General features: G+C 52.8%; 17 protein-coding genes. 8 read left to right on the forward strand and 9 right to left on the reverse strand.

Annotated features, from left to right (window positions below; genetic code table 11):
* Positions 1 to 2 precede the first annotated feature (2 nt).
* Positions 3 to 2,063, forward strand: coding sequence for an oligopeptidase B (gene ptrB, locus M8370_RS04505; RefSeq protein ID WP_250020553.1), 2,061 nt, complete (start codon positions 3 to 5; stop codon positions 2,061 to 2,063).
* On the opposite strand, the gene exoX is transcribed toward ptrB, so the two are convergent.
* The 3 genes from exoX to M8370_RS04520 all read right to left on the reverse strand — a co-directional run bounded on the left by exoX (position 2,060) and on the right by M8370_RS04520 (position 3,736).
* Positions 2,060 to 2,722 (reverse strand): exodeoxyribonuclease X, encoded by a 663-nt coding sequence (gene exoX, locus M8370_RS04510; RefSeq protein ID WP_020690817.1) that lies wholly within the window; start codon positions 2,720 to 2,722, stop codon positions 2,060 to 2,062. The two genes, ptrB and exoX, sit on opposite strands and share 4 nt — an antisense overlap.
* 23 nt (positions 2,723 to 2,745) lie before the next feature.
* Positions 2,746 to 3,396 (reverse strand): carbon-nitrogen hydrolase family protein, encoded by a 651-nt coding sequence (locus M8370_RS04515; RefSeq protein ID WP_250020554.1) that lies wholly within the window; start codon positions 3,394 to 3,396, stop codon positions 2,746 to 2,748.
* A 109-nt stretch (positions 3,397 to 3,505) separates the two neighbouring features.
* Positions 3,506 to 3,736, reverse strand: a complete 231-nt coding sequence (locus tag M8370_RS04520) for a DNA polymerase III subunit theta (RefSeq protein ID WP_013096102.1) — start codon at positions 3,734 to 3,736, stop codon at positions 3,506 to 3,508.
* Between the two features lie 137 nt (positions 3,737 to 3,873).
* Here M8370_RS04520 and yobA point away from each other — a divergent pair, with 137 nt between their 5' ends.
* Genes yobA through M8370_RS04535 form a run of 3 tightly spaced genes read left to right on the forward strand, consistent with a single transcriptional unit; the run spans position 3,874 to position 5,471 of the window.
* Entirely contained in the window at positions 3,874 to 4,245 is a 372-nt protein-coding gene (gene yobA / locus M8370_RS04525; protein ID WP_020690820.1) for a CopC domain-containing protein YobA, read from the forward strand.
* 1 nt (position 4,246) lies between these two features.
* Positions 4,247 to 5,116 (forward strand): copper homeostasis membrane protein CopD, encoded by an 870-nt coding sequence (copD, locus tag M8370_RS04530; protein ID WP_038984481.1) that lies wholly within the window; start codon positions 4,247 to 4,249, stop codon positions 5,114 to 5,116.
* A 16-nt stretch (positions 5,117 to 5,132) separates the two neighbouring features.
* Positions 5,133 to 5,471 carry a YebY family protein gene (locus M8370_RS04535; protein WP_013096105.1) on the forward strand — a complete coding sequence of 113 codons (339 nt, stop codon included), beginning with the start codon at positions 5,133 to 5,135 and terminating at the stop codon, positions 5,469 to 5,471.
* 1,422 nt (positions 5,472 to 6,893) lie between these two features.
* On the opposite strand, the gene M8370_RS04540 is transcribed toward M8370_RS04535, so the two are convergent.
* Both M8370_RS04540 and M8370_RS04545 read right to left on the reverse strand, forming a co-directional pair.
* Positions 6,894 to 7,742, reverse strand: a complete 849-nt coding sequence (locus M8370_RS04540; protein WP_250020579.1) for a glycosyltransferase family 17 protein — start codon at positions 7,740 to 7,742, stop codon at positions 6,894 to 6,896.
* Between the two features lie 789 nt (positions 7,743 to 8,531).
* The gene (locus M8370_RS04545; protein ID WP_020690823.1) at positions 8,532 to 9,473 is read right to left on the reverse strand and encodes a VirK/YbjX family protein; all 942 of its coding nucleotides are present in this window, start codon (positions 9,471 to 9,473) and stop codon (positions 8,532 to 8,534) included.
* A gap of 166 nt (positions 9,474 to 9,639) precedes the next feature.
* Here M8370_RS04545 and pphA point away from each other — a divergent pair, with 166 nt between their 5' ends.
* Positions 9,640 to 10,284, forward strand: a complete 645-nt coding sequence (gene pphA / locus M8370_RS04550; RefSeq protein WP_161657814.1) for a protein-serine/threonine phosphatase — start codon at positions 9,640 to 9,642, stop codon at positions 10,282 to 10,284.
* Positions 10,285 to 10,317: 33 nt separating this feature from the next.
* Here pphA and M8370_RS04555 read toward each other — a convergent pair whose 3' ends face one another.
* The 4 genes from M8370_RS04555 to yebS all read right to left on the reverse strand — a co-directional run bounded on the left by M8370_RS04555 (position 10,318) and on the right by yebS (position 16,067).
* A complete protein-coding gene (locus M8370_RS04555) occupies positions 10,318 to 10,557 on the reverse strand; it encodes a YebV family protein (protein WP_013096113.1) in 240 nt (79 codons plus the stop codon).
* 105 nt (positions 10,558 to 10,662) lie between these two features.
* Entirely contained in the window at positions 10,663 to 12,105 is a 1,443-nt protein-coding gene (rsmF, locus tag M8370_RS04560) for a 16S rRNA (cytosine(1407)-C(5))-methyltransferase RsmF (protein WP_161657813.1), read from the reverse strand.
* Positions 12,106 to 12,181: 76 nt separating this feature from the next.
* Positions 12,182 to 14,815 carry a PqiB family protein gene (locus M8370_RS04565; protein WP_038419908.1) on the reverse strand — a complete coding sequence of 878 codons (2,634 nt, stop codon included), beginning with the start codon at positions 14,813 to 14,815 and terminating at the stop codon, positions 12,182 to 12,184.
* Entirely contained in the window at positions 14,784 to 16,067 is a 1,284-nt protein-coding gene (gene yebS, locus M8370_RS04570) for a membrane integrity lipid transport subunit YebS (RefSeq protein WP_250020555.1), read from the reverse strand. The genes M8370_RS04565 and yebS overlap by 32 nt, the downstream gene beginning before the upstream one ends.
* A gap of 132 nt (positions 16,068 to 16,199) precedes the next feature.
* On the opposite strand from yebS, the gene msrC reads away from it, so the two are divergent.
* From msrC to prc, 3 genes are all read left to right on the forward strand, one after another.
* Positions 16,200 to 16,697 carry a free L-methionine (R)-S-oxide reductase MsrC gene (gene msrC, locus M8370_RS04575; protein ID WP_040020000.1) on the forward strand — a complete coding sequence of 166 codons (498 nt, stop codon included), beginning with the start codon at positions 16,200 to 16,202 and terminating at the stop codon, positions 16,695 to 16,697.
* A gap of 96 nt (positions 16,698 to 16,793) precedes the next feature.
* Positions 16,794 to 17,480: an RNA chaperone ProQ gene (gene proQ / locus M8370_RS04580; protein WP_023620460.1), complete on the forward strand. Its 687-nt coding sequence runs from the start codon at positions 16,794 to 16,796 to the stop codon at positions 17,478 to 17,480.
* A 19-nt stretch (positions 17,481 to 17,499) separates the two neighbouring features.
* Positions 17,500 to 19,548, forward strand: a complete 2,049-nt coding sequence (gene prc / locus M8370_RS04585) for a carboxy terminal-processing peptidase (RefSeq protein WP_161669122.1) — start codon at positions 17,500 to 17,502, stop codon at positions 19,546 to 19,548.
* The last annotated feature ends 117 nt before the right edge of the window (positions 19,549 to 19,665 follow it).

Raw genomic sequence — 19,665 nt, forward strand, 5'->3', positions numbered from 1 at the left:
ACATGCCACCAAAAGCCCGACGTACTCCTTATGCGATCACCACGCATGGCGATACGCGCATTGACAACTATTACTGGCTCCGGGACGATTCGCGTTCCCGGCCAGAGGTGCTCGACTATTTGCACGCGGAAAATGACTATGGCCGCAAGGTCATGGCCAGCCAGCAGGCGCTTCAGGATCAGTTGTTGAATGAAATGGTGCAGCGTATTCCCCAGCGCGATGTCTCCGCACCCTGGACCAAAAACGGCTATCGTTATCGCCATATCTACGAGCCCGGTAACGAATATCCCATCTACCAGCGTCAGTCGGTGTTAAGCGCCGACTGGGATGAATGGGATATTTTGCTGGATGCCAACCAGCGTGCTGCCCACAGCGAGTTTTATACGCTGGGCGGCATGTCGGTCTCGCCCGATAACGCCATTATGGCGCTGGCGGAAGATTACCTCTCCCGGCGTCAGTACGGCCTGCGTTTTCGCAATCTGGAAACCGGTAACTGGTACCCGGAGATGATTGCGAACGTTTCGCCGGATTTTGTCTGGGCGAATGATTCTGAAACCGTCTACTACGTGAAGAAACATGCCTCCACGCTGCTGCCTTATCAGGTATGGCGTCATACCGTCGGCACCAGTGCGGATGATGACGAGCTGGTCTACGAAGAGAAAGATGAAACGTTCTATGTCAGTCTGCATAAAACGTCGTCACGCCACTATGTGATTATCTTCCTCGCCAGCGCAACCACCTCTGAAGTTCTGCTCCTTGATGCCGAGCTGCCTGATGCGCAGCCGCTCTGCTTCCTGCCGCGTCGTAAAGATCATGAGTACAGCCTGGATCACTTCCAGCACAGCTTTTACCTGCGCTCTAACCGCGAGGGCAAAAACTTTGGCCTCTATAAAACCAAAGTACGCGATGAACGAAAATGGGAAGTGCTCATTCCTGCGCGGGAACAGGTGATGCTCGAAGGATTTACCCTCTTTACCGACTGGCTGGTGGTGGAAGAGCGCCAGCGGGGGCTGACCAGCCTGCGGCAAATTAACCGCAAAACGCGGGAGGTCATCGGGATTGCGTTTGACGATCCGGCCTATGTTACGTGGATTGGGTTTAATCCCGAGCCGGAATCTTCCCGCTTGCGCTATGGCTACTCGTCAATGACCACGCCGGATACGCTGTTTGAGCTGGACATGGAGACCGGACAACGTCAGGTGCTTAAGCAGTCTGAGGTAAAAGGGTTTGATTCCGATAACTACCGAAGCGAACACCTGTGGGTCACCGCCCGGGATGGCGTTGAGGTGCCCGTCTCGCTCGTCTATCACAAGGCGCATTTCCAGAAAGGGAAAAACCCGATCCTGGTCTACGGGTATGGATCCTACGGCTCAAGCATGGATGCCGATTTCAGCAGCAGCAGATTAAGCCTGCTCGATCGTGGCTTTGTTTTCGCCATCGCTCACGTGCGCGGTGGCGGCGAGCTGGGCCAGCACTGGTACGAAGACGGGAAATTCCTGAAGAAGAAAAACACCTTTAACGATTACCTCGACGTCTGTGATGCGCTAATAGAGCAGGGCTATGGCGATCCGCAGCTCTGCTTTGGCATGGGCGGCAGTGCGGGAGGGCTGCTGATGGGGGCTGCCATTAACCAGCGTCCTGACCGCTTCAAAGGGGTCATCGCGCAGGTTCCGTTTGTCGACGTGGTGACCACGATGCTGGATGAGTCTATTCCGCTGACGACCGGTGAGTTTGAAGAGTGGGGGAATCCTCAGGACGAGATCTATTACCGCTACATGAAAGAGTACAGCCCGTACGATAACGTGGAAGCCAAAGCCTATCCGCACATGCTGGTGACCACCGGTCTGCACGATTCACAGGTGCAATACTGGGAGCCCGCAAAATGGGTGGCGAAGCTGCGGGAGCTGAAAACCGATAATAACCTGCTGCTACTCTGTACCGACATGGACTCCGGACACGGCGGGAAATCGGGACGATTCAAATCGTATGAAGGGGTCGCGCTGGAGTATGCCTTTTTGATTGGCCTGGCGCAGGAAACGCTGCCAGGCCGTGCCGGAAGTTAAGCTTCACCCAGATAGTGCTTGAGCGTTAAGCGAAGCTCCGGGCTCATTTTGTCGAGGTTGTTATACAGCCAGCGCAGGTAGCCCGGATCTTTATCGGCGATATCGGACACCGCTTTGCCGCGGTATTTGCCAAAGGTGAAGGTGGTCATAAGCGCCGGTCGCCCGGTGATCGTCGCCATATCATCCGGCGTCCAGCCAGAGGTATTCATAATGTCTATGAGTAGCGCCGCGGTGATATAGCAGTCGTACAGGGCGCGGTGATGATGCAGCCCCTCGGGCGTTCTGACGCTGAGCTTACGCGATTTATACAGCGCCATATTGCTGTATTTGATCCCCGGCCACAGACGACGCGCCAGCTTCATGGTGCAAATCCATTCGCCGGGCATCTCGGGCAGTACCCGGCGGTCAAAGCTGGCGTTGTGCGCGACATACCACGGGCTACCGTAATAGTGTGGAATGACCTCTTCAATCCAGGGTTTATCCGCCACCATCGATTCTGTAATGCGATGAATGGCCATCGCCTGCGGGCTAATCGGGCGGTCGGGACGCACCAGATGGCTCATTGGATTGACGATTTTACCGTCAATGACGTCAACAGACGCCACTTCCACTATTCCGCCCTGAAGATCGCAAGTTTCGGTATCGATGACGCGCAGCATTGAACGCTCCTGAGCTAAAACGCTTAGCCTAAAGGAATGATATCGCCTTGCCAACCCTGTCGGCCCAGAGATCCGGTCAATAATAGTTCGCCCTTATCCGCACGGACAATCAGCTGGCCTTTTTCATCCCACAGCGCGCTACCGCCACGGGCGTTCGCCATTAACACGGCAATGGCATACCTGTGCGCGAAGCGCTGCAACGTGTTGATGGACTGGCGCCAGCGGGTATCGCCCACCGACTGACAGCTGGTAAACAGCGTCGCCTGCGGATCCAGATTGGGGGAATCGGCATGCGTATCAACAATCGTCAGCTGTTTATCACCCGGCACCAGGCTGGCTCCACTTCCCTGGGGGTAGCGCAGGATGCTGTGCCGGGACGGCGAAAACAGGGCGAGGCCCTTAACGCGCTGACCATTCAGATCAAGGGGCAGACCGGCAATGATGGTTATTCGGTAACGCTTTGCGGCGGCCAGCAAAGGGGCCAGCTGTGCGTCATCGGGTGGGGGAGGTAGGTCCGTCCTTCCCGGTCCTGTTAACGAGAGTTCAGGAAAGACCAGGAGATCGCACCGCTGTTGTGCCGCTTCCGCAACGAAACGGAGGTGGTGCGCTACGTGGTCATCTACACTGTGATGCTGCCCGTCATACTGGGCGGCGGCAATATTCCATTGTGACATCGTGACTTCCTTATACACAGAGTCGCAGGATTTAAGAATACACCTAAACTAATCAGGGTTTTCTTATCCTGGCATATTCCGCGTAAGGAAGTGTAACGAGTCGTTAAGCTTATTTAACTTTAGGTTCGTACGGCAAACGAGAGAGATTGACCGACGCGAGTCGGTGCGCAATCAAACGTTCGCGGAACCAGTCACGCAGATGGGCGGGTTGTTCACGTTCCACCACCTCAGCCACGATTGGCATGTTGTAACGCTCTTTAAACGCGACACCTGCGGCAGCGAGATCGACATTCACTTTATCCATCTCGTCCTGAGGAAGGGCAGCCAGATTGATCTTCATTACCTTCTCCTTTTTATGCGGCGGCAACGTTACCGCGATTGCACGATGATGACAAGCGGAGGTGGGATGATCCTCGACTCGATTATTATACAGCGTTATTCTTTAGCATACAGGCATAACAAAAAGGAATGATTGCGATGGGTTTATCCGCTTCCCGCGCGGTATGCGCGCTGGCTTTTCTCTTCTCTTCCGTTACAGCGACCCCGGTGCTGGCGCATGCGCACCTCCAGCAGCAAATCCCGGCAGCCGATAGCCAGGTAGCAGCTCCTCAGGCGCTTACCCTGAATTTTTCCGAAGGCATTGAACCCGGATTCAGCGGTGTCGTGGTGAAGGATGCACAGGGGAATGTGGTTAAAACCGGTGATATACAGCGTGACGAGCAGAATAAGGCCCAGTTCCATGTTCCGCTGGAGCAGACGCTGGTGACCGGCACGTACCAGGTTGACTGGCATGTGGTCTCGGTAGATGGTCACAAAACCAAAGGCAGCTATCGCTTCAGCGTGAAATAATATGCTGGCCTTCATCTACGTGGGGTTGCGCTTTATCCATTTCGGCGCGCTGATGCTGATTTTTGGTAATGCGCTGTATAGCGTCTGGTTCGCGCCGTCTTCTTTGTACCGTCTGATGTCCTGTCGTTTTCAGGTGCAGCAGCAGATTGCGGCGCTGATCAGTCTGACGTCAGCCATGCTGATGTTCATGATCCAGGCGGGGCTCATGGGCAACGGCTGGGGAGACGTGTTTAACCCGAACGTCTGGCAGAGCGTGCTGGCAACGCAGTTTGGTAGCGTGTGGCTGTGGCAAATTATCCTGGGCGTAATTGCGGCCTGTGTCGCCTGGCTTGCGCCCCAGAAAGGATCGCGACTCTTGCTGCTCGCCATGGGGCAATTTGTCCTGCTGGCAGGCGTAGGGCATGCGGCAATGAACGACGGTGCAGCGGGGGCGTTGCAGCGTATCAATCACGCTCTGCATCTGCTCTGTGCCGCCACCTGGGTTGGCGGCCTCCTGCCGCTGCTGTATTGCATGCATCTGGCGAAAGGGCGCTGGCGGGTTGCGGCAATTTACACCATGATGCGCTTCTCTCGCGTGGGGCATTATGCCGTAGCGGGGGTCGTGCTTACCGGCGCGATCAATGGGCTCTTTATTCTGGGCATTACGCTGCCCTGGCAGACGGGCTACGTGCAACTATTGTTGTTCAAATGTGCGCTGGTGGCATTGATGGTGGTAATTGCGCTGGTGAATCGGTATTTTCTGGTGCCACGGTTTGGTGCCCACATCGGGCGCGAACAACAGATTTTTATCAGGATGACACAGGCAGAGGTGGTGCTGGGGGCGTTGGTGCTGGCAACGGTCAGCCTGTTCGCAACCTGGGAACCCTTTTGACAAGGTTAAAAAGCATATGAAAAAGACAGTACTTTCTCTCTTATTGTTGGCCTGCACGGGTAGCGCGCTGGCGGCACCGCAGGTCATTACCGTCAGCCGTTTTGAAGTGGGTAAGGATAAATGGGCGTTCAATCGTGAAGAGGTGATGCTGACCTGCCGTCCGGGTCATGCGCTGTATGCCATCAACCCAAGCACGCTGGTGCAATACCCGTTAAACGACGCGGCCGAACAGCAGGTCGCCAGCGGTAAGAGCAGCGGACAGCCCATCAGCGTTATCCAGATTGACGACCCATCCAGCCCGGGGCAGAAAATGAGCCTGGCGCCGTTTATCGAACGCGCTGACAAGCTCTGCTAGCTTTTAGTTTCCAGTAAAAAAAAACCGCAGTGGCTTGCGAAAGCACTGCGGTTTTTCATATTTATTGATGTTTTGACGCTTTTTTTCCGGCCGCTTTAGCTGTGGACTGGAAAACCTGGCGTCGTCATCTATTCTTAAAAGGCAAGGCGACTTAGCCTGCATTAATGCCAACTTTTAGCGCACGGCTCTCTTCCAAGAGCCATTTCCCTGGACCGAATACAGGAATCGTATTCGGTCTCTTTTTATCTGCTTTTTATTTCAGTCACTTGCGGCTCTCCGTCCGAAAGTTGTCCGAACTTCAATGTTCGGTAATTCCCGTTATACCACACCGTTTTTAACATTCACAATTCATTTACACGCAAACTTTTATATCATTACGAATTCCTTTTTCTGCTTTCCAGGTACTTTGCGGTCATCCTCTCTGACTTATGCCCTAAGCGGCGATGGGCGAAATCTTTCCCAAACTCCTTCTTATGCATCCTGCCGGACAGACTCCGGATTTTATGGAACGATGGCGGAGTCTCCGTAAATTCTTTCTCGTAAAAATTCTTCGCCTGCACAAAACCCTTTGTCAACCTGCCCAGGTTAATGTTCCCATCCGGGCTGTTTTTAGCGGTTCCCTCGGACTTATCATAAAATCGCAGCGACTTACCAGACGGAAACGATCGTCCACAGGGTAGAAGGGGATATCGATTATCGCGCGCATTGCGTGTGCCACTGGGGGCGTTAACGCCGGGGGTAGGGAACACCGGTGATAGGGTTGTCTTGCGTCCGGGAATGCCAGTCAGTGGCATTCCGTCAACCGGATATGCTGACACCGTGACCAGCGAAGATGATATGGAAGAACCAGTGACCTGATTCATCCCGCATAGGGAGCTTACCTTGTCCAGACAGTGCTAAATCATATTTTTCCACGGGTAGCTGTGGCCGGGTCGGACTGACGATCTTTGCTGCAAGCAAAAAGGTAATTCCGATGTCATAGCCCTGACTGAAGATACGGAAGAAATTTACGCGGCCGGTATGGCAGAACCGAATTCCCTGATTATGCGCGATGGGGTGCCATCCGGAAAAGCATACTTGTCACGCATTAGAGAGGCGATCAACCCGGCTACGGTTGCTTTAAAATGATGGCAGTTATTTAAACTTTCAATGGCGCGAAAGTCAGGTTTTACAAAATATAATAATGGATATTTTTTATCACAAGGTTCAAAATCGTTTTAAACTATAAGGTGGAAAAATTCTATTGAACCTTAGAGAGAATTTCTGTTTTACAGCTTTTTGTTGATTTATGGATGGCTAAGGCAAAGAGGTTAAAAATCATTTTAGAATGAGAAAATACTATATATTGCTCAGCAGGATAGATATGGATGAACCGGTGAGACAAAAAACTGCCAGCTAAATAGAATTTAACTGGCTTGGATTTTAAGCAATGAAATCTTTAAATCTGTCTGCATTATCTACAAGATAAGCAGGGAATTTGTCTTTTTTTAGATCCTGTTTAATCATTTTACGGTCACGATTCCATATGTCTTTAGCATTTGTCAGAGCATCAATAATATGTTCTTTGTTATTGAGGTGAGGTAAATCATATTCAGTATGAGAAATAGAAGACATTTTTTCAGAGATACGCTCAGGAGTCATTATCCATGAAAAGTGCCATCCAGCATCAGATACAATCTTTCTTCTGATTTTGAAAGTGGTTCTGGATATGAAATCTTTATGAAGTTCGGATTTTTTTACATTTCTGAATAATTCCGGTTCACCGGCAAAGTAATCTTTAAGATTACGCAATGTTGTTGCTCGTGGAAGTTTACAAAGACGATTTGTACCGTCAGTATTAAAAACCTGAAGGTTAAACTGATAATTGAAAAAATTCATGTGAAAAATAGTGCACAGTTTTTTAGGGTTTATATTTTTGATAACTTCGGGGCGAAAAATTTCATCAACATCTGAAATTAATATGATGTCATTATCTTTTGCATTTTTTAACCCGCGCATGATTGCATTGCGGGTAGCTGCTTCATTTTTCCAGGCGTCGTACTCACCCGCAATGCCATTTTTCAATTTTGGGAGATCGTTATATATTACATAAATTATTTTATCTTTAAATTTTTCAAATTTAGAAATGTCGAAATTTAATTTTTTAGGTTTGCCAGTGAATGTGTGTGTGGATTCTACAATAACGAAGTAATCAACAACATCATTTAGAGTATTAAGACGAATATCTAGCAACATATCTTCATCGTAATATAAAAAACAATCATAAATCATCATATACATCCTTAATAATTACGCTTTCTTGGCGCATTTCTTACGTTTCAACCAGCAATTCGTAACGGAATGCTAACCGAGCAGCCTCGCTGTATGCAATAGCAGACTGCCCTGTAGAGTTAAAATTGGATCCAACTATCCTGGACTTGTCATGCTATGGCGATCATTTTCTCTATCTCACCGGAGGTGAATTTTTCTGCGTTATCACATGGCATTACTGCAAAGCCGGAACGGATCACATGTGCCAGGCATGAATTTGGGTTCATAACTCCTTCGCAAGTCATAAGAGGGTGCAGGCCACAGGGAGATCTTTTTTAATTGGTGATGTTTGCGTAATGTAGTCGATCATCAGTCTGCTGCATCTGAGTTGATGGCTTCATAACCTCTTTGCCGAAGGTGTCTAATAAGTACCTACAGAATTCTTTTGCATTCGGCGTTCCGACAAACATGGCGATAAAATGTGCACTACAGAGGGAGAAAGATCGCACTGTTTTTTATAGTTCACAGAGACGGTCAAATTGACCTTCTCAGTGATTCGGGCAGAAAACTCTTTGTGGTTGCGGTTATAGATTCTGGCAATTGAGTCGTCTGATCTATTGCAGAGGACTTGGGTAAGCTCTGAAGAGGTGAGCCAGATTTGGTTGTTATCGGTAAAGACACTGAACTGAACGCTATTTAAAATTAGTTGAGTATTCATGTGGTGTTCCTTGACTGAGGAGGTTTGCACCACTGCGACGCCAATCATTGAGTTGGTGAGATGTACAGGGTTGGCAAAAGCAAGACGCAGGGTTAAAAGCGGGCGTTAATGGCCGTTTTAATTTCATCAAGCAGCTCAAAGCGGCGGCGATATTCTGCCCGTTTCTTACTGGCAATCTCGTCCAGGGATTTGCGCGCCATCTCAAGTGGCAACTGCCAGCAGAAGGTCGAGCGTTTCTTACCGTCCAGGGTTTCCCAAAACTCATCGTAGCTGGCGTGGAAATGACGGCCTTTGCTCAGGCGATAACGCAACGCGCGGAAAACATGGCCCTCATCACTGACGGCATAGATGGCGCGGATGTTTGACTGTGCGACCAGCTGGAAAATCACTTCCATCAGTACGCGTTTTGGGAACAGACCGTGGCAGGCGCGGGTAGCCTGTTTTATCACATCGCGCGTGACGCCACGGCGAGGCCCCTGAAGACCGCCGATCACCAGTACCCGTTGTCCCGCGCTGTGCGCAACAGTGAAGGTCAGGCTTGCGAGTAAGGTATTCTCGTCATCGCGCAGCCACAGTGTGCTTTCACCTTCGCGCTCGGCTTTGTGAGCGGAGGAGGCGTTGACGGTATAGAGCACCTCATTTTTAGCCCTGAACTGCACGACAGGTTGCTCCTGAGGGCTGGTCAGCGCATGGGCGAGTAAGGGGTCTTTCAGACCATCAATCCAGTGGTAGTGGCTGACGATCGCGTCAGCACGGTCGCCGGCATTCAGGCCGCGCATCAAGTACTGGCGGTGGGTTTTACTGGGTAACGTGATTTGCGCGGCCAGCAGTCGATCAAAGTCATCCCGGCCAGAGAGTGCCTCAAGCATGCGTCGGGTAGAAGACCAGAACAGAAGCGAGCGTAACAGGAATTTCAGCCGATACTCACGCTTTTTCCAGATGGGGCCCGGAACGCATCTTCCGTTGACCAGGTCGGAAATAATATGTGTACGATGCGGATAGAGCACATCGTTATGCAGGTGAGTATTGGACACGTTGAAACCTCTCTTTTATTTAGCGCTTATTTTAAAGGCCCGATAAAAAGGGATTAATAGCGTGGGAAGGTTTATTTCCGTTTGGTTTAGCGTTTGTTTGGCTTTGTGATGCCCGGCGCTGATATTTGCATTTTTTGATGCGGCTATACTTATTCAGGGAGGCCTTATGTATCAGCGAATCGATGGTGGAAAGTGGCGTCACGTCTGGGTTGTGAGCGATATACACGGTTGCTATCAGTGGCTCTTGGACGAACTGAAACGCCTCCGTTTTAATCCTTATGAGGATTTGCTGATCTCCGTTGGGGATTTGATTGATCGGGGCCCTGACAGCGTTAAGTGCCTGCAACTGATCAATGAAAAATGGTTTCGCGCAGTCCGGGGGAACCATGAGCAAATGGCAATCGACAGCGTGGAAAATAACGACTTTGCGCTCTGGTTGATGAATGGTGGAAGCTGGTTCTCGCAGCTTGATGATTCGCAACAGCAGCAGGCGCTGACCCTGTTAGAAGCGTGCCGACAGTTGCCGCTGATTATTGAGATAACCTGCACAAACGGCCTGAATGTTATTGCTCATGCTGACTATCCGGCAGCGGAATATCGCTGGCAGCAGCCGGTGAGCGCTGAGCGGGTGCTGTGGGATCGGGATCGGCTAATGGGGTTTATGGCAGGAAAAGGGCAGGGAATTCGCGGGGCGGATCACTTCTGGTTTGGTCATACGCCGCTGGATAAGCGATATGATTTTGACAACCTGCACTACATTGATACCGGCGCGGTGTTTGACGGCTATTTCACGCTGGCGCAGTTGCAGTAATAAATAACCCGCCTTCGGGCGGGTTCTCTCTGGTCAGGCAAGACGCATGACCCAGGCATCGGTTTTACTATCGTAATGCTCGCGGTAAAGGACGGAATGTTCGCCATCAAGGATTGCCGGAACGCTGGTGTCGGCATCCCAGGCATCCAGTTGCATACACAAATCCGGGTCGGATTTGCAGGGAATACTTAACGTTCGTTCGCCCTGTGTTTCGCCGCGCAATTCTGCGTCGTCGATTTCAAAAGCGCCAATTCGCACGCTGGTTTTCGTCATAATGCTCTCCGGGTGTGTTGTCAAAATCTGGTATGACCAGTACAGCCATCCATTTTTGATCGTAGACAAGGAGAGCAAAATCGCCAGTAAAAAAGTGCGCTTTTTTTAGTCGGCGCGATCGTTACCGTTAAACAGGCGACCATCGCGCACCAGTTCGCGTGGATAGCTGTTTTTCAGACGCGAACCCACTTTCTTTGCCAGCCCCAGCGGGTATCCCTGGTACGTCACCACGACGTCATCCTGAGAAGGGGTCGTTTCCGGATACACATCGCGCCCCCGGTACCACTCTTCAGCTTCCTGATGCGTCAACGCGAAGGTGTTAGCTGTGCCGGCAAGGGCAATGACCGCCTCGTGCTGCCAGCGATAGCCCTTGTTATGCACTTCCGCCAGGCGGATCCCGATTCGGGAAAAACGAACTTTGCCGATAAGCGGTTCGATGTTCGCCGGGAAAAGCCAAATCTCTTTATCACGCTGCCAGAGGTGAAGATCGTCATTCCAGTTCAGTCCGGCTTTGCGGGCTGCGGTGGTGACCTGCTCTGCTTCACGGCTCTTCAGCGGTGTGAAGGGGAAATTACCGACCTTAAATGTTGGCGCGGGCTGTGGTGTGATGGCGGCAGTTTTACGCAGACGGGCGACAAAAAAACCTTCGCAGTCATAAATCTGCGGGAATACGTGGAGGAAACCTTCCGGGGTGATGGCGTCTTCAGCAGAGGCAAATAAGTCATTCAGTGGCAGAAACTCAACCGCATCGGGGTATTGCGCTTTCAGCCACAGGCAGACGTCTTCGTTTTCATCACGGTTTAACGTGCAGGTGGAATAAACCAGCGTACCGCCTGGACGAAGGGCATGAAACGCGCTGTCGATCAGTTCGCGCTGCGTTGCGGCAATGTCGAGGTTGCTTTCAACTGACCAGTTTTTTAGCGCATCGGGATCTTTGCGTACCACGCCTTCACCGGAGCAGGGAGCGTCCAGCAGGATGGCGTCAAACGCTTCCGGCAGGGCGGCGCCAAACACGCGTCCGTCGAAATGCGTCAGGGCAACATTCTGAATGCCGCAGCGGCTGATGTTGGCATGCAGCACCTTCACGCGGCTGGCTGAAAACTCATTGGCGAGAATGGCCCCGCGGTTAGCCATGCGGGCGGCAATCTGCGTGGTTTTTGAACCGGGTGCGGCAGCCACATCCATGACCCGTTCAGGCGCGTTGCCATCGGCAAACAGCGCAGCAACCGGCAGCATTGAGCTGGCTTCCTGAATATAAAACAGACCGCTCAAATGCTCGGCGGTACTGCCCAGCGGCAGTGACGCCTCGTCCTCCCGTTCGATCCAGAAACCCTCTTCACACCACGGAACGGGCGTGAGCTGCCAGTGGTAAGGTGATACCAGCGCAAGGAAATCCGCGACGCTGATTTTCAGCGTGTTGACGCGAATACTCCGGCGTAACGGTCGCTGACAGGCGGCGATAAAATCGTCTAACGAGAGGTGAGAAGGAAGCGCCTCGCGCATCTGCGCCAGGAATTGTTCAGGAAGATATACGGAGTTTTGAGCCACGGGCACACCACAGGGAAAAGTTCAGGTGCGCAGTGTAACATAAAGGCTCCGGTGCGTTGACACCGGAGCCCTAAGATTAACGCGGCAGGGCGGTTCCCCACTCACGCCACTCTTTAGGTTCGCTTTCGAGCAGCAGGAAGTGTTTGCCCGGCTGTGCTTTCGGCGCCAGCGGTGTACCCGGCGGCGTGGCGAAAGCAATACCGCCGCGAATAAACTGGTTGAACGTACCGGTTTTCACCACACCACCCGTCAGGCCGAAGTCCAGCGAATAGCCGGAGGCCAGCCAGAACACCGAGTTATTCCGTACCAGATGCTGGTAACGATCGCTGATGCGTAACGCCACCATCACGCGGTCGGAGAGCGTGCCGAGCGTCAGGCCGGTCACCGTTCCCACTTCAATACCGCGGAACAGGACTGGCGTGCCGATGCTAAGCGAGCCGGCTTCCGGTACCTCCACCACAATGCTCAGACCATCAAGATAGCGCGAGTCGGTGATGGTGGCTTCCTGCAGTTCAAAATCACGACGCGCGTTGCCACGGCCAGGCTCGACGTTAATATACGGCTGCAGGATGGTGTCGAGATGCTCAACGCCCGCGGCCGAGATCTGCGGCGTTACCACGGAGAAACGCGTGCCTGAACGGGCAAACGTCTGCACATATTCCGGATAAAGCACCGCGGTGGCCTGCACTTCATTGCGGGCGGTGATCAGCGTCAGCTTCTGGATCTGTCCGATATCGATGCCCAGATAGCGGATAGGCATTCCTTCCGCCAGCTTCCCGGCATCGAAGGCGTGCAGGGTAATCTGCCCGCCAACCGCACGTGCAGCGGTTTCAGACGGGAAGAGGATACGCTTGTCACCCTTGCGCATATTGCCGCCCGCGCCGGGCAGATTATCGAAGCTGATCGCCCCGCGCAGCGCGCGAGAGAGCGGGGAAGCCTGCACGGTCAGCCCGCTACCGTTGAGCTGAACTTTTGCGCCACCTTCTGCCCAGAAGACGCTGTTCGGGGTAAGCAGTTTGCGATACTCTGGCTTGATGTGCAGTTCAATATCAAAGGCGTCTGCACGAGGGCGAACGGTGATGACCTCCCCAACTTCAAACTTGCGATACAGCACGACCGATCCTGCCTGAACGTCCGGCAGCGTTTCCGCACTTAACGTCAGCGTGGTGGTCGGCAGATCGCTCATGCTGTTTTCAATCGCTTTATCCAGATTGGCATACAGCGGATAGCTGTCGCGAACGGGACCTTTGCTGCCCGGCAGGATGCGGATCCCACCGTTCACCCACTCGCTCGCACTGGCTCCGAGGAATTCAACGCCGTCCAGCCCGACCTTCACGTCTACGCGGCTGTTAACTACAAATTTGCTGTCGCCATGCACCAGGTTGCTGTATTGCGGATCGATTGCAGCGGAGAAGCTCACACCGTTTTCCGACAACGACCGCTCCAGCACCTGGCCTACCTGTACACCGTGTAAGATCAGCGGCTGACCGGCTTCGATACCGTAACTTTCCGGCGCGTTCAGCGTAATGGTCACCACGCCGGGTTTTTGCAGCAGGGCTTTATCCGCCGGGGCAACCACAAAGGTGTTGCTGGGCTGGCCTTCGCCGGGGATCAACTCGAAGGTACTGCCTGTCAGGAGGCTGCTGATGCTGGCATCACTCAGGGACAGTTTCGGGCTGCGCATTTCGATACGCGTTTTCTCGCGCAGAAGATCTACCACGCTTGGGTCAACCGTCATCTCCCCGGTTACGGAACCGCCCGGATTGAGCGTCATTTTGGTGAGCTGACCGACCTCCAGCCCCTGATACATCAGCGGCGTAGAACCGGCTTTTAACCCTTTGGCATCGGGCAGGGCAAGTTTGACGATCACGCCACGCTGGCTGTGCGCCAGGTCGGCATACAGGCCGAACGTGTCATCTGCGGCGGCAGGGCTGGAATTTTCCGGGGAGTCAAAGGCAATGGCACCATTGACCAGCGCGGCCAGACTTTCAAGCTTCACTTTCGCACCGCTGAGGCTTAGGTCAGCATCCACGCCGGAAACGTTCCAGAAACGGCTGCCTTTTTTCACCAGATTGGTAAAGCGACGCTCGATTAACACATCGATAGTCACCCCCTGCTTGTTGGGGTTGATGGCGTAATCGTACACCCGGCCCACCGGGATTTTACGGAAGTACACCAGCGAGCCGCTGTTGAGTGACCCTAAGTCCGGCGCCTGAAGGTGGATCATCAGATCCCCGTTATTGAGACGATATTTGGGCTGCGTATCAAGCGCCACAAAGTGATCCTGTGGCTCACCTTTACCCGGCATCATGCCGATATAGTTCCCGCCAACCAGCGCATCAAGACCGGACACCCCGGCCAGAGAGGCCTTTGGCGTGACCAGCCAGAACTGTGTTTCGCTGCGCAGCGCGTCCTGCATATCGGATTTGATGCTGGCCCGCACCTGAATCTTATTCAGCCCTTTTCCAAGGGAGATATCCTGGACGGTACCGACTTCCACCCCCTGGAAACGCACCGGGGTACGTCCGGCCACAATGCCGTCGGCAGACTGGAAATCAATGGTGATGGTACTTCCGCGATCTTCATAGCTCGTCCAGATAAGCCAGCCTGCAATCATCAGGGCGATGACAGGCAGCAACCAGAATGGCGAAATGCGGCGTTTTGTTTTAATTCTCGCTTCAGTCGGCGAAGCGGGGGTTTCCTGACTCATGTGCATCCCAAAGTAAGCGGCTATCCAGCCATTCCACAGCAAGAATAGTCAATATCACCGCAGAGCCGAAATAAAAAGCTGCGGGTCCCATTGTAAAAGCAAGTAGCTGGTCGCGGTTAATCAGCGACATCATCAACGAAATCACGAACAGATCCAACATCGACCAGCGGCCAATCCAGGTAACGAAGCGCAGGAGCAGGATACGGGTACGTAAGCCTTGCTCACATTTAAAGTGAATGCTGATGAGCAGGGTAAACATCACCACCACTTTGGTAAACGGCACCAGAATACTGGCGATAAACACAATCGCCGCCACGCCAATATTACTGTGCGCAAGGGAGATAATGCCCGAGAGGATGGTATCCTCCTGCCGCCCGCCATTCACGTAAATAATGGATATCGGCAACATGTTGGCAGGAAGCAGGAATATCAACGAGGCAATGAGGGCGGCCCAGCATTTTTGCAGGCTGTTGTTGCGCCGCAGTCGCAAGGGAATATGGCAGCGTGGGCAGCGGCCGCGCGCATCGGGCAGCCCGGTGTAGTGGCAGCCCAGACAGACCCGGAGATTCTCGTCCGGGCGCGTGGCGGGGCGCTGCGGGTAAAATCGCTCCCAGAGCTGCTCAACGTTGAGATGGATCAGCGTCAGGATACTGAGCAATACCAGACAGATAAAAGCAAAGAGGCCGACGCCCGGTTGCAGAAACGCGTAGTCCTGCACTTTTATGGAGGCCACGCCAACGCCCACCAGATAGATATCCAGCATCACCCACTCTTTGAGTTTATCGAGCATCAGCAACACCGGGCGCAGGTTCATGCCGAGAATATTACCGAACCAGAGATACGCAATGGCGGCGACCAGCACCAGCGGTGCACCAACGGTGCAGAAAAGCACCATGGCTGCGGTCACCGGATCGCCCTGGCGCGTCATCTGCCAGATCCCCTGCAGCACGTTGGCATCAATGCGCACGCCGAGCAGGTAGAGCTTCAGCAGCGGCTCGCTCCAGGCAAAGGGCATCAACAGCAGCATGGTGACCGCCATGGCGGCGAGACGGGTTAATGACCAGTCGCGGCCATCACGAATTTTGGCGTCGCAGCGGGGACAAAAGGCGCTTTGGTGCGATTTCATCTTCGGCAACATAAAAAGCGTATCGCACTGGGGGCAACGCTGATAATGTGCACGAGGCAAAGCTGCGCTTACCATATGGACAGTTATCTTTTTTGTCGGCGTGATTTTGGTTGTTTTTAAGGCCATCAGTTGCGCACAAATAGGTATTGTTGAAAGTTATAATAACTCATGAATGGATTCATCTTGAGCATGAGCGCATTTAATGCTTATTTTAATAGGCTATGCGGTAATTTTGTAAGACAACTAAGTGATTGAAGAATGAACAAAACAGAATTCTACGCGGATCTGAACCGCGATTTTAAGGCATTGATGGCGGGTGAGACCAGCTTCTTAGCCACTCTGGCAAATACTAGCGCATTGCTGTTTGAACGTCTCTCTGACGTGAACTGGGCCGGTTTTTATCTTCTGGAAGGTGAAACGCTGGTGCTGGGGCCGTTTCAGGGCAAACTGGCCTGCGTGCGCATTCCGGTCGGCCGGGGTGTCTGCGGCACGGCAGTGGCCGAGAATCAGATACAGCGTGTGGAAGATGTGCATGCGTTTGACGGGCATATTGCCTGTGATGCCGCCAGTAATTCTGAAATCGTGCTGCCGCTGGTGGTAAAAAATCAGATTATTGGCGTTCTGGACATCGACAGTACGGTCTTCAGTCGCTTTACAATCGAGGACGAACAGGGGCTGCGCGAGCTGGTGGCGAATCTGGAAAACGTTCTTGCAGCAACCGATTATCAAAAATTCTTTGCGAGCGTCGCAGGATAATCAACGGATAACGTAGCATTTACTGATAGCGTCATTATAATGACGCCTGTTCATGCCTGCGCTTGTTGGCAACGTCCGTTGTAATCAGGAAATTTCATGGAAAATCAACCTAAGTTGAATAGCAGTAAAGAAGTTATCGCATTTCTGGCCGAGCGTTTCCCACAGTGCTTCAGCGCTGAAGGCGAAGCTCGTCCCCTGAAAGTCGGTATTTTTCAGGATCTGGTAGCACGCGTTGAGGGGGAAATGAACCTCAGCAAAACTCAGCTGCGTTCCGCCTTACGTCTTTATACTTCGAGCTGGCGTTACCTGTACGGTATCAAACCGGGCGCGACTCGCGTGGATCTTGACGGCAACCCCTGTGGTGAGCTGGACGAGCAGCACGTCGAGCATGCGCGTAAGCAGCTTGAAGAAGCCAAAGCACGCGTTCAGGCACAACGTGCAGAACAGCAGGCGAAAAAACGTGAAGCCGCTGCGGCAAACGGCCAGGAAGAAGCGCCTCGTCGTGAGCGTAAACCGCGTCCTGCACCGCGTCGCAATGAAAATAACGATCGCAAACCGCGTGCTGACAAACCAGCAGCTAAAGCCCCGCGCGCGCCTCGTGAAGAGCAGCGCCACACTCCGGTTTCAGACATCAACGCCCTGAGCGTCGGTCAGGCACTGAAGGTAAAAGCGGGTAACAATGCAATGGACGCCACCGTTATGGAAATCACCAAAGATGGCGTTCGTGTACAGCTGACTTCTGGTATGTCAATGATTGTACGCGCAGAACACTTGTTGTTCTGAAACGGAGGCCAAGCCTGGCATGAACACTTTTTTTAAGCTCACCGCGCTGGCGGGCCTGTTTGCCATAACAGGCCATGCTTTCGCAGTGGACGATATTACGCGTGTTGATCAAATTCCGGTTCTCAAGGAAGAGACGCAGCACGCGACGGTGAGCGAGCGTGTGACGTCACGCTTCACCCGTTCGCACTATCGTCAGTTCGATCTCGATCAGGCCTTTTCGGCCAAAATCTTCGACCGCTATCTGAACTTGCTGGATTACAGCCATAACGTACTGCTCGCCAGCGATGTCGAGCAGTTCGCCAAACGTAAATCCGACGTCGGTGATGAGCTGCGTTCCGGCAAGCTGGATCTGTTCTACGATCTGTATAACCTGGCACAAAAGCGCCGCTTTGAACGTTATCAATATGCGCTGAAAGTGCTGGAACGTCCGATGGACTTCACCGGCAACGACACCTTTAATCTGGACCGCAGTAAAGCGCCCTGGCCGAAAGACGAAGCCGAGCTGAACGCCCTGTGGGACAGCAAAGTGAAGTACGACGAACTGAGCCTCAAGCTCACTGGCAAAGATGAGAAAGAGATCCGTGACACGCTGACGCGCCGTTACAAGTTTGCCATTCGTCGTCTGGCACAAACCAACAGCGAAGATGTTTTCTCGCTGGCAATGACTGCCTTTGCCCACGAAATCGACCCGCATACGAACTATCTCTCCCCGCGTAACACCGAACAGTTCAATACCGAAATGAGCCTGTCTCTGGAAGGTATCGGCGCGGTGCTGCAGATGGACGACGATTACACGGTGATCAACTCCATGGTTGCGGGTGGCCCGGCATCAAAAAGCAAAGCGATAAGCGTAGGCGATCGCATTGTCGGTGTAGGCCAAACCGGGCAGAACATGGTTGATGTTATCGGCTGGCGTCTGGACGATGTGGTTGCGCTGATCAAAGGTCCGAAAGGCAGCAAGGTTCGTCTTGAAATTTTGCCTGCCGGGAAAGGGACCAAAACCCGTATCGTTACCCTGACCCGCGAGCGTATTCGTCTTGAAGACCGCGCGGTGAAAATGTCGGTGAAAACCGTCGGTAAAGAGAAGGTGGGTGTACTTGATATCCCTGGCTTCTACGTAGGGCTGACCGATGACGTAAAAGTGCAGCTGCAGAAGCTTGAGAAGCAGAACGTCAGCAGCGTGATCATCGATCTGCGCAGCAACGGCGGTGGTGCACTGACAGAAGCCGTTTCTCTGTCTGGCCTGTTTATCCCGTCTGGTCCGGTCGTGCAGGTGCGCGATAACAACGGTAAAGTGCGTGAAGATGCCGACAATGATGGCGTGGTTTACTACAAAGGCCCGCTGGTGGTGCTGGTCGATCGCTTCAGTGCGTCAGCGTCAGAAATCTTTGCCGCTGCAATGCAGGACTATGGCCGCGCGCTGATCGTGGGTGAGCCGACGTTCGGTAAAGGTACCGTCCAGCAGTATCGTTCTCTGAATCGTATTTATGATCAGATGCTGCGTCCGGAATGGCCTGCGCTGGGGTCTGTTCAGTACACCATTCAGAAATTCTATCGTGTGAACGGCGGCAGTACGCAGCGTAAGGGCGTGACGCCAGACATCATGATGCCGACAGGCACGGAAGAGACGGAAACCGGTGAGAAGTTTGAAGATAACGCGTTGCCGTGGGATAGCATCAATGCCGCGACTTACGTGAAAGCCGGTGATATGACCCAGTTTGGTCCGGAGCTACTGAAAGACCACAACGAACGCATCGCGAAAGATCCTGAATTCCAGTACATCATGAAGGACATTGCCCGCTTTAATGCCCTGAAAGAAAAACGGAATATTGTTTCTCTGAACTACGCTCAGCGTGAGAAAGAGAACAATGAGGATGACGCAACGCGTCTGGCGCGTATCAACGATCGCTTCAAACGTGAAGGTAAACCGTTGCTCAAGAAACTGGACGATCTGCCAAAAGATTACCAGGAGCCGGATCCGTACCTGGACGAGACGGTACATATCGCTCTTGACCTGGCGAAACTCGAAAAAGCCAGGCCCGCCAAGCAACCCGCTCCGGCAAAATAATCCCCAACAGGCACAAGAAATTGTGCCTGTTTCTTTTTGTTCTGCATCCTTCCGTCAGGCAGATTTCCAATTGTGTAAAGTTGTGTCTTTCTGGTGACTTACGCCCTTCGTATGCTT

The sequence above is a fragment of the Enterobacter cloacae complex sp. OE43NF genome, from assembly GCF_023544405.1.
Lineage (GTDB): Bacteria > Pseudomonadota > Gammaproteobacteria > Enterobacterales > Enterobacteriaceae > Enterobacter > Enterobacter cloacae.

What these genes read in the sequence shown, in the direction of transcription:
- ptrB (WP_250020553.1), top strand. Translation starts at nt 3, where the DNA reads ATGCCACCAAAAGCCCGACGTACTCCTTATGCGATCACCACGCATGGC.
- exoX (WP_020690817.1), bottom strand. Translation starts at nt 2,722, where the DNA reads ATGCTGCGCGTCATCGATACCGAAACTTGCGATCTTCAGGGCGGAATA.
- M8370_RS04515 (WP_250020554.1), bottom strand. Translation starts at nt 3,396, where the DNA reads ATGTCACAATGGAATATTGCCGCCGCCCAGTATGACGGGCAGCATCAC.
- M8370_RS04520 (WP_013096102.1), bottom strand. Translation starts at nt 3,736, where the DNA reads ATGAAGATCAATCTGGCTGCCCTTCCTCAGGACGAGATGGATAAAGTG.
- yobA (WP_020690820.1), top strand. Translation starts at nt 3,874, where the DNA reads ATGGGTTTATCCGCTTCCCGCGCGGTATGCGCGCTGGCTTTTCTCTTC.
- copD (WP_038984481.1), top strand. Translation starts at nt 4,247, where the DNA reads ATGCTGGCCTTCATCTACGTGGGGTTGCGCTTTATCCATTTCGGCGCG.
- M8370_RS04535 (WP_013096105.1), top strand. Translation starts at nt 5,133, where the DNA reads ATGAAAAAGACAGTACTTTCTCTCTTATTGTTGGCCTGCACGGGTAGC.
- M8370_RS04540 (WP_250020579.1), bottom strand. Translation starts at nt 7,742, where the DNA reads ATGATTTATGATTGTTTTTTATATTACGATGAAGATATGTTGCTAGAT.
- pphA (WP_161657814.1), top strand. Translation starts at nt 9,640, where the DNA reads ATGTATCAGCGAATCGATGGTGGAAAGTGGCGTCACGTCTGGGTTGTG.
- M8370_RS04555 (WP_013096113.1), bottom strand. Translation starts at nt 10,557, where the DNA reads ATGACGAAAACCAGCGTGCGAATTGGCGCTTTTGAAATCGACGACGCA.
- M8370_RS04565 (WP_038419908.1), bottom strand. Translation starts at nt 14,815, where the DNA reads ATGAGTCAGGAAACCCCCGCTTCGCCGACTGAAGCGAGAATTAAAACA.
- yebS (WP_250020555.1), bottom strand. Translation starts at nt 16,067, where the DNA reads ATGGCCTTAAAAACAACCAAAATCACGCCGACAAAAAAGATAACTGTC.
- msrC (WP_040020000.1), top strand. Translation starts at nt 16,200, where the DNA reads ATGAACAAAACAGAATTCTACGCGGATCTGAACCGCGATTTTAAGGCA.
- proQ (WP_023620460.1), top strand. Translation starts at nt 16,794, where the DNA reads ATGGAAAATCAACCTAAGTTGAATAGCAGTAAAGAAGTTATCGCATTT.
- prc (WP_161669122.1), top strand. Translation starts at nt 17,500, where the DNA reads ATGAACACTTTTTTTAAGCTCACCGCGCTGGCGGGCCTGTTTGCCATA.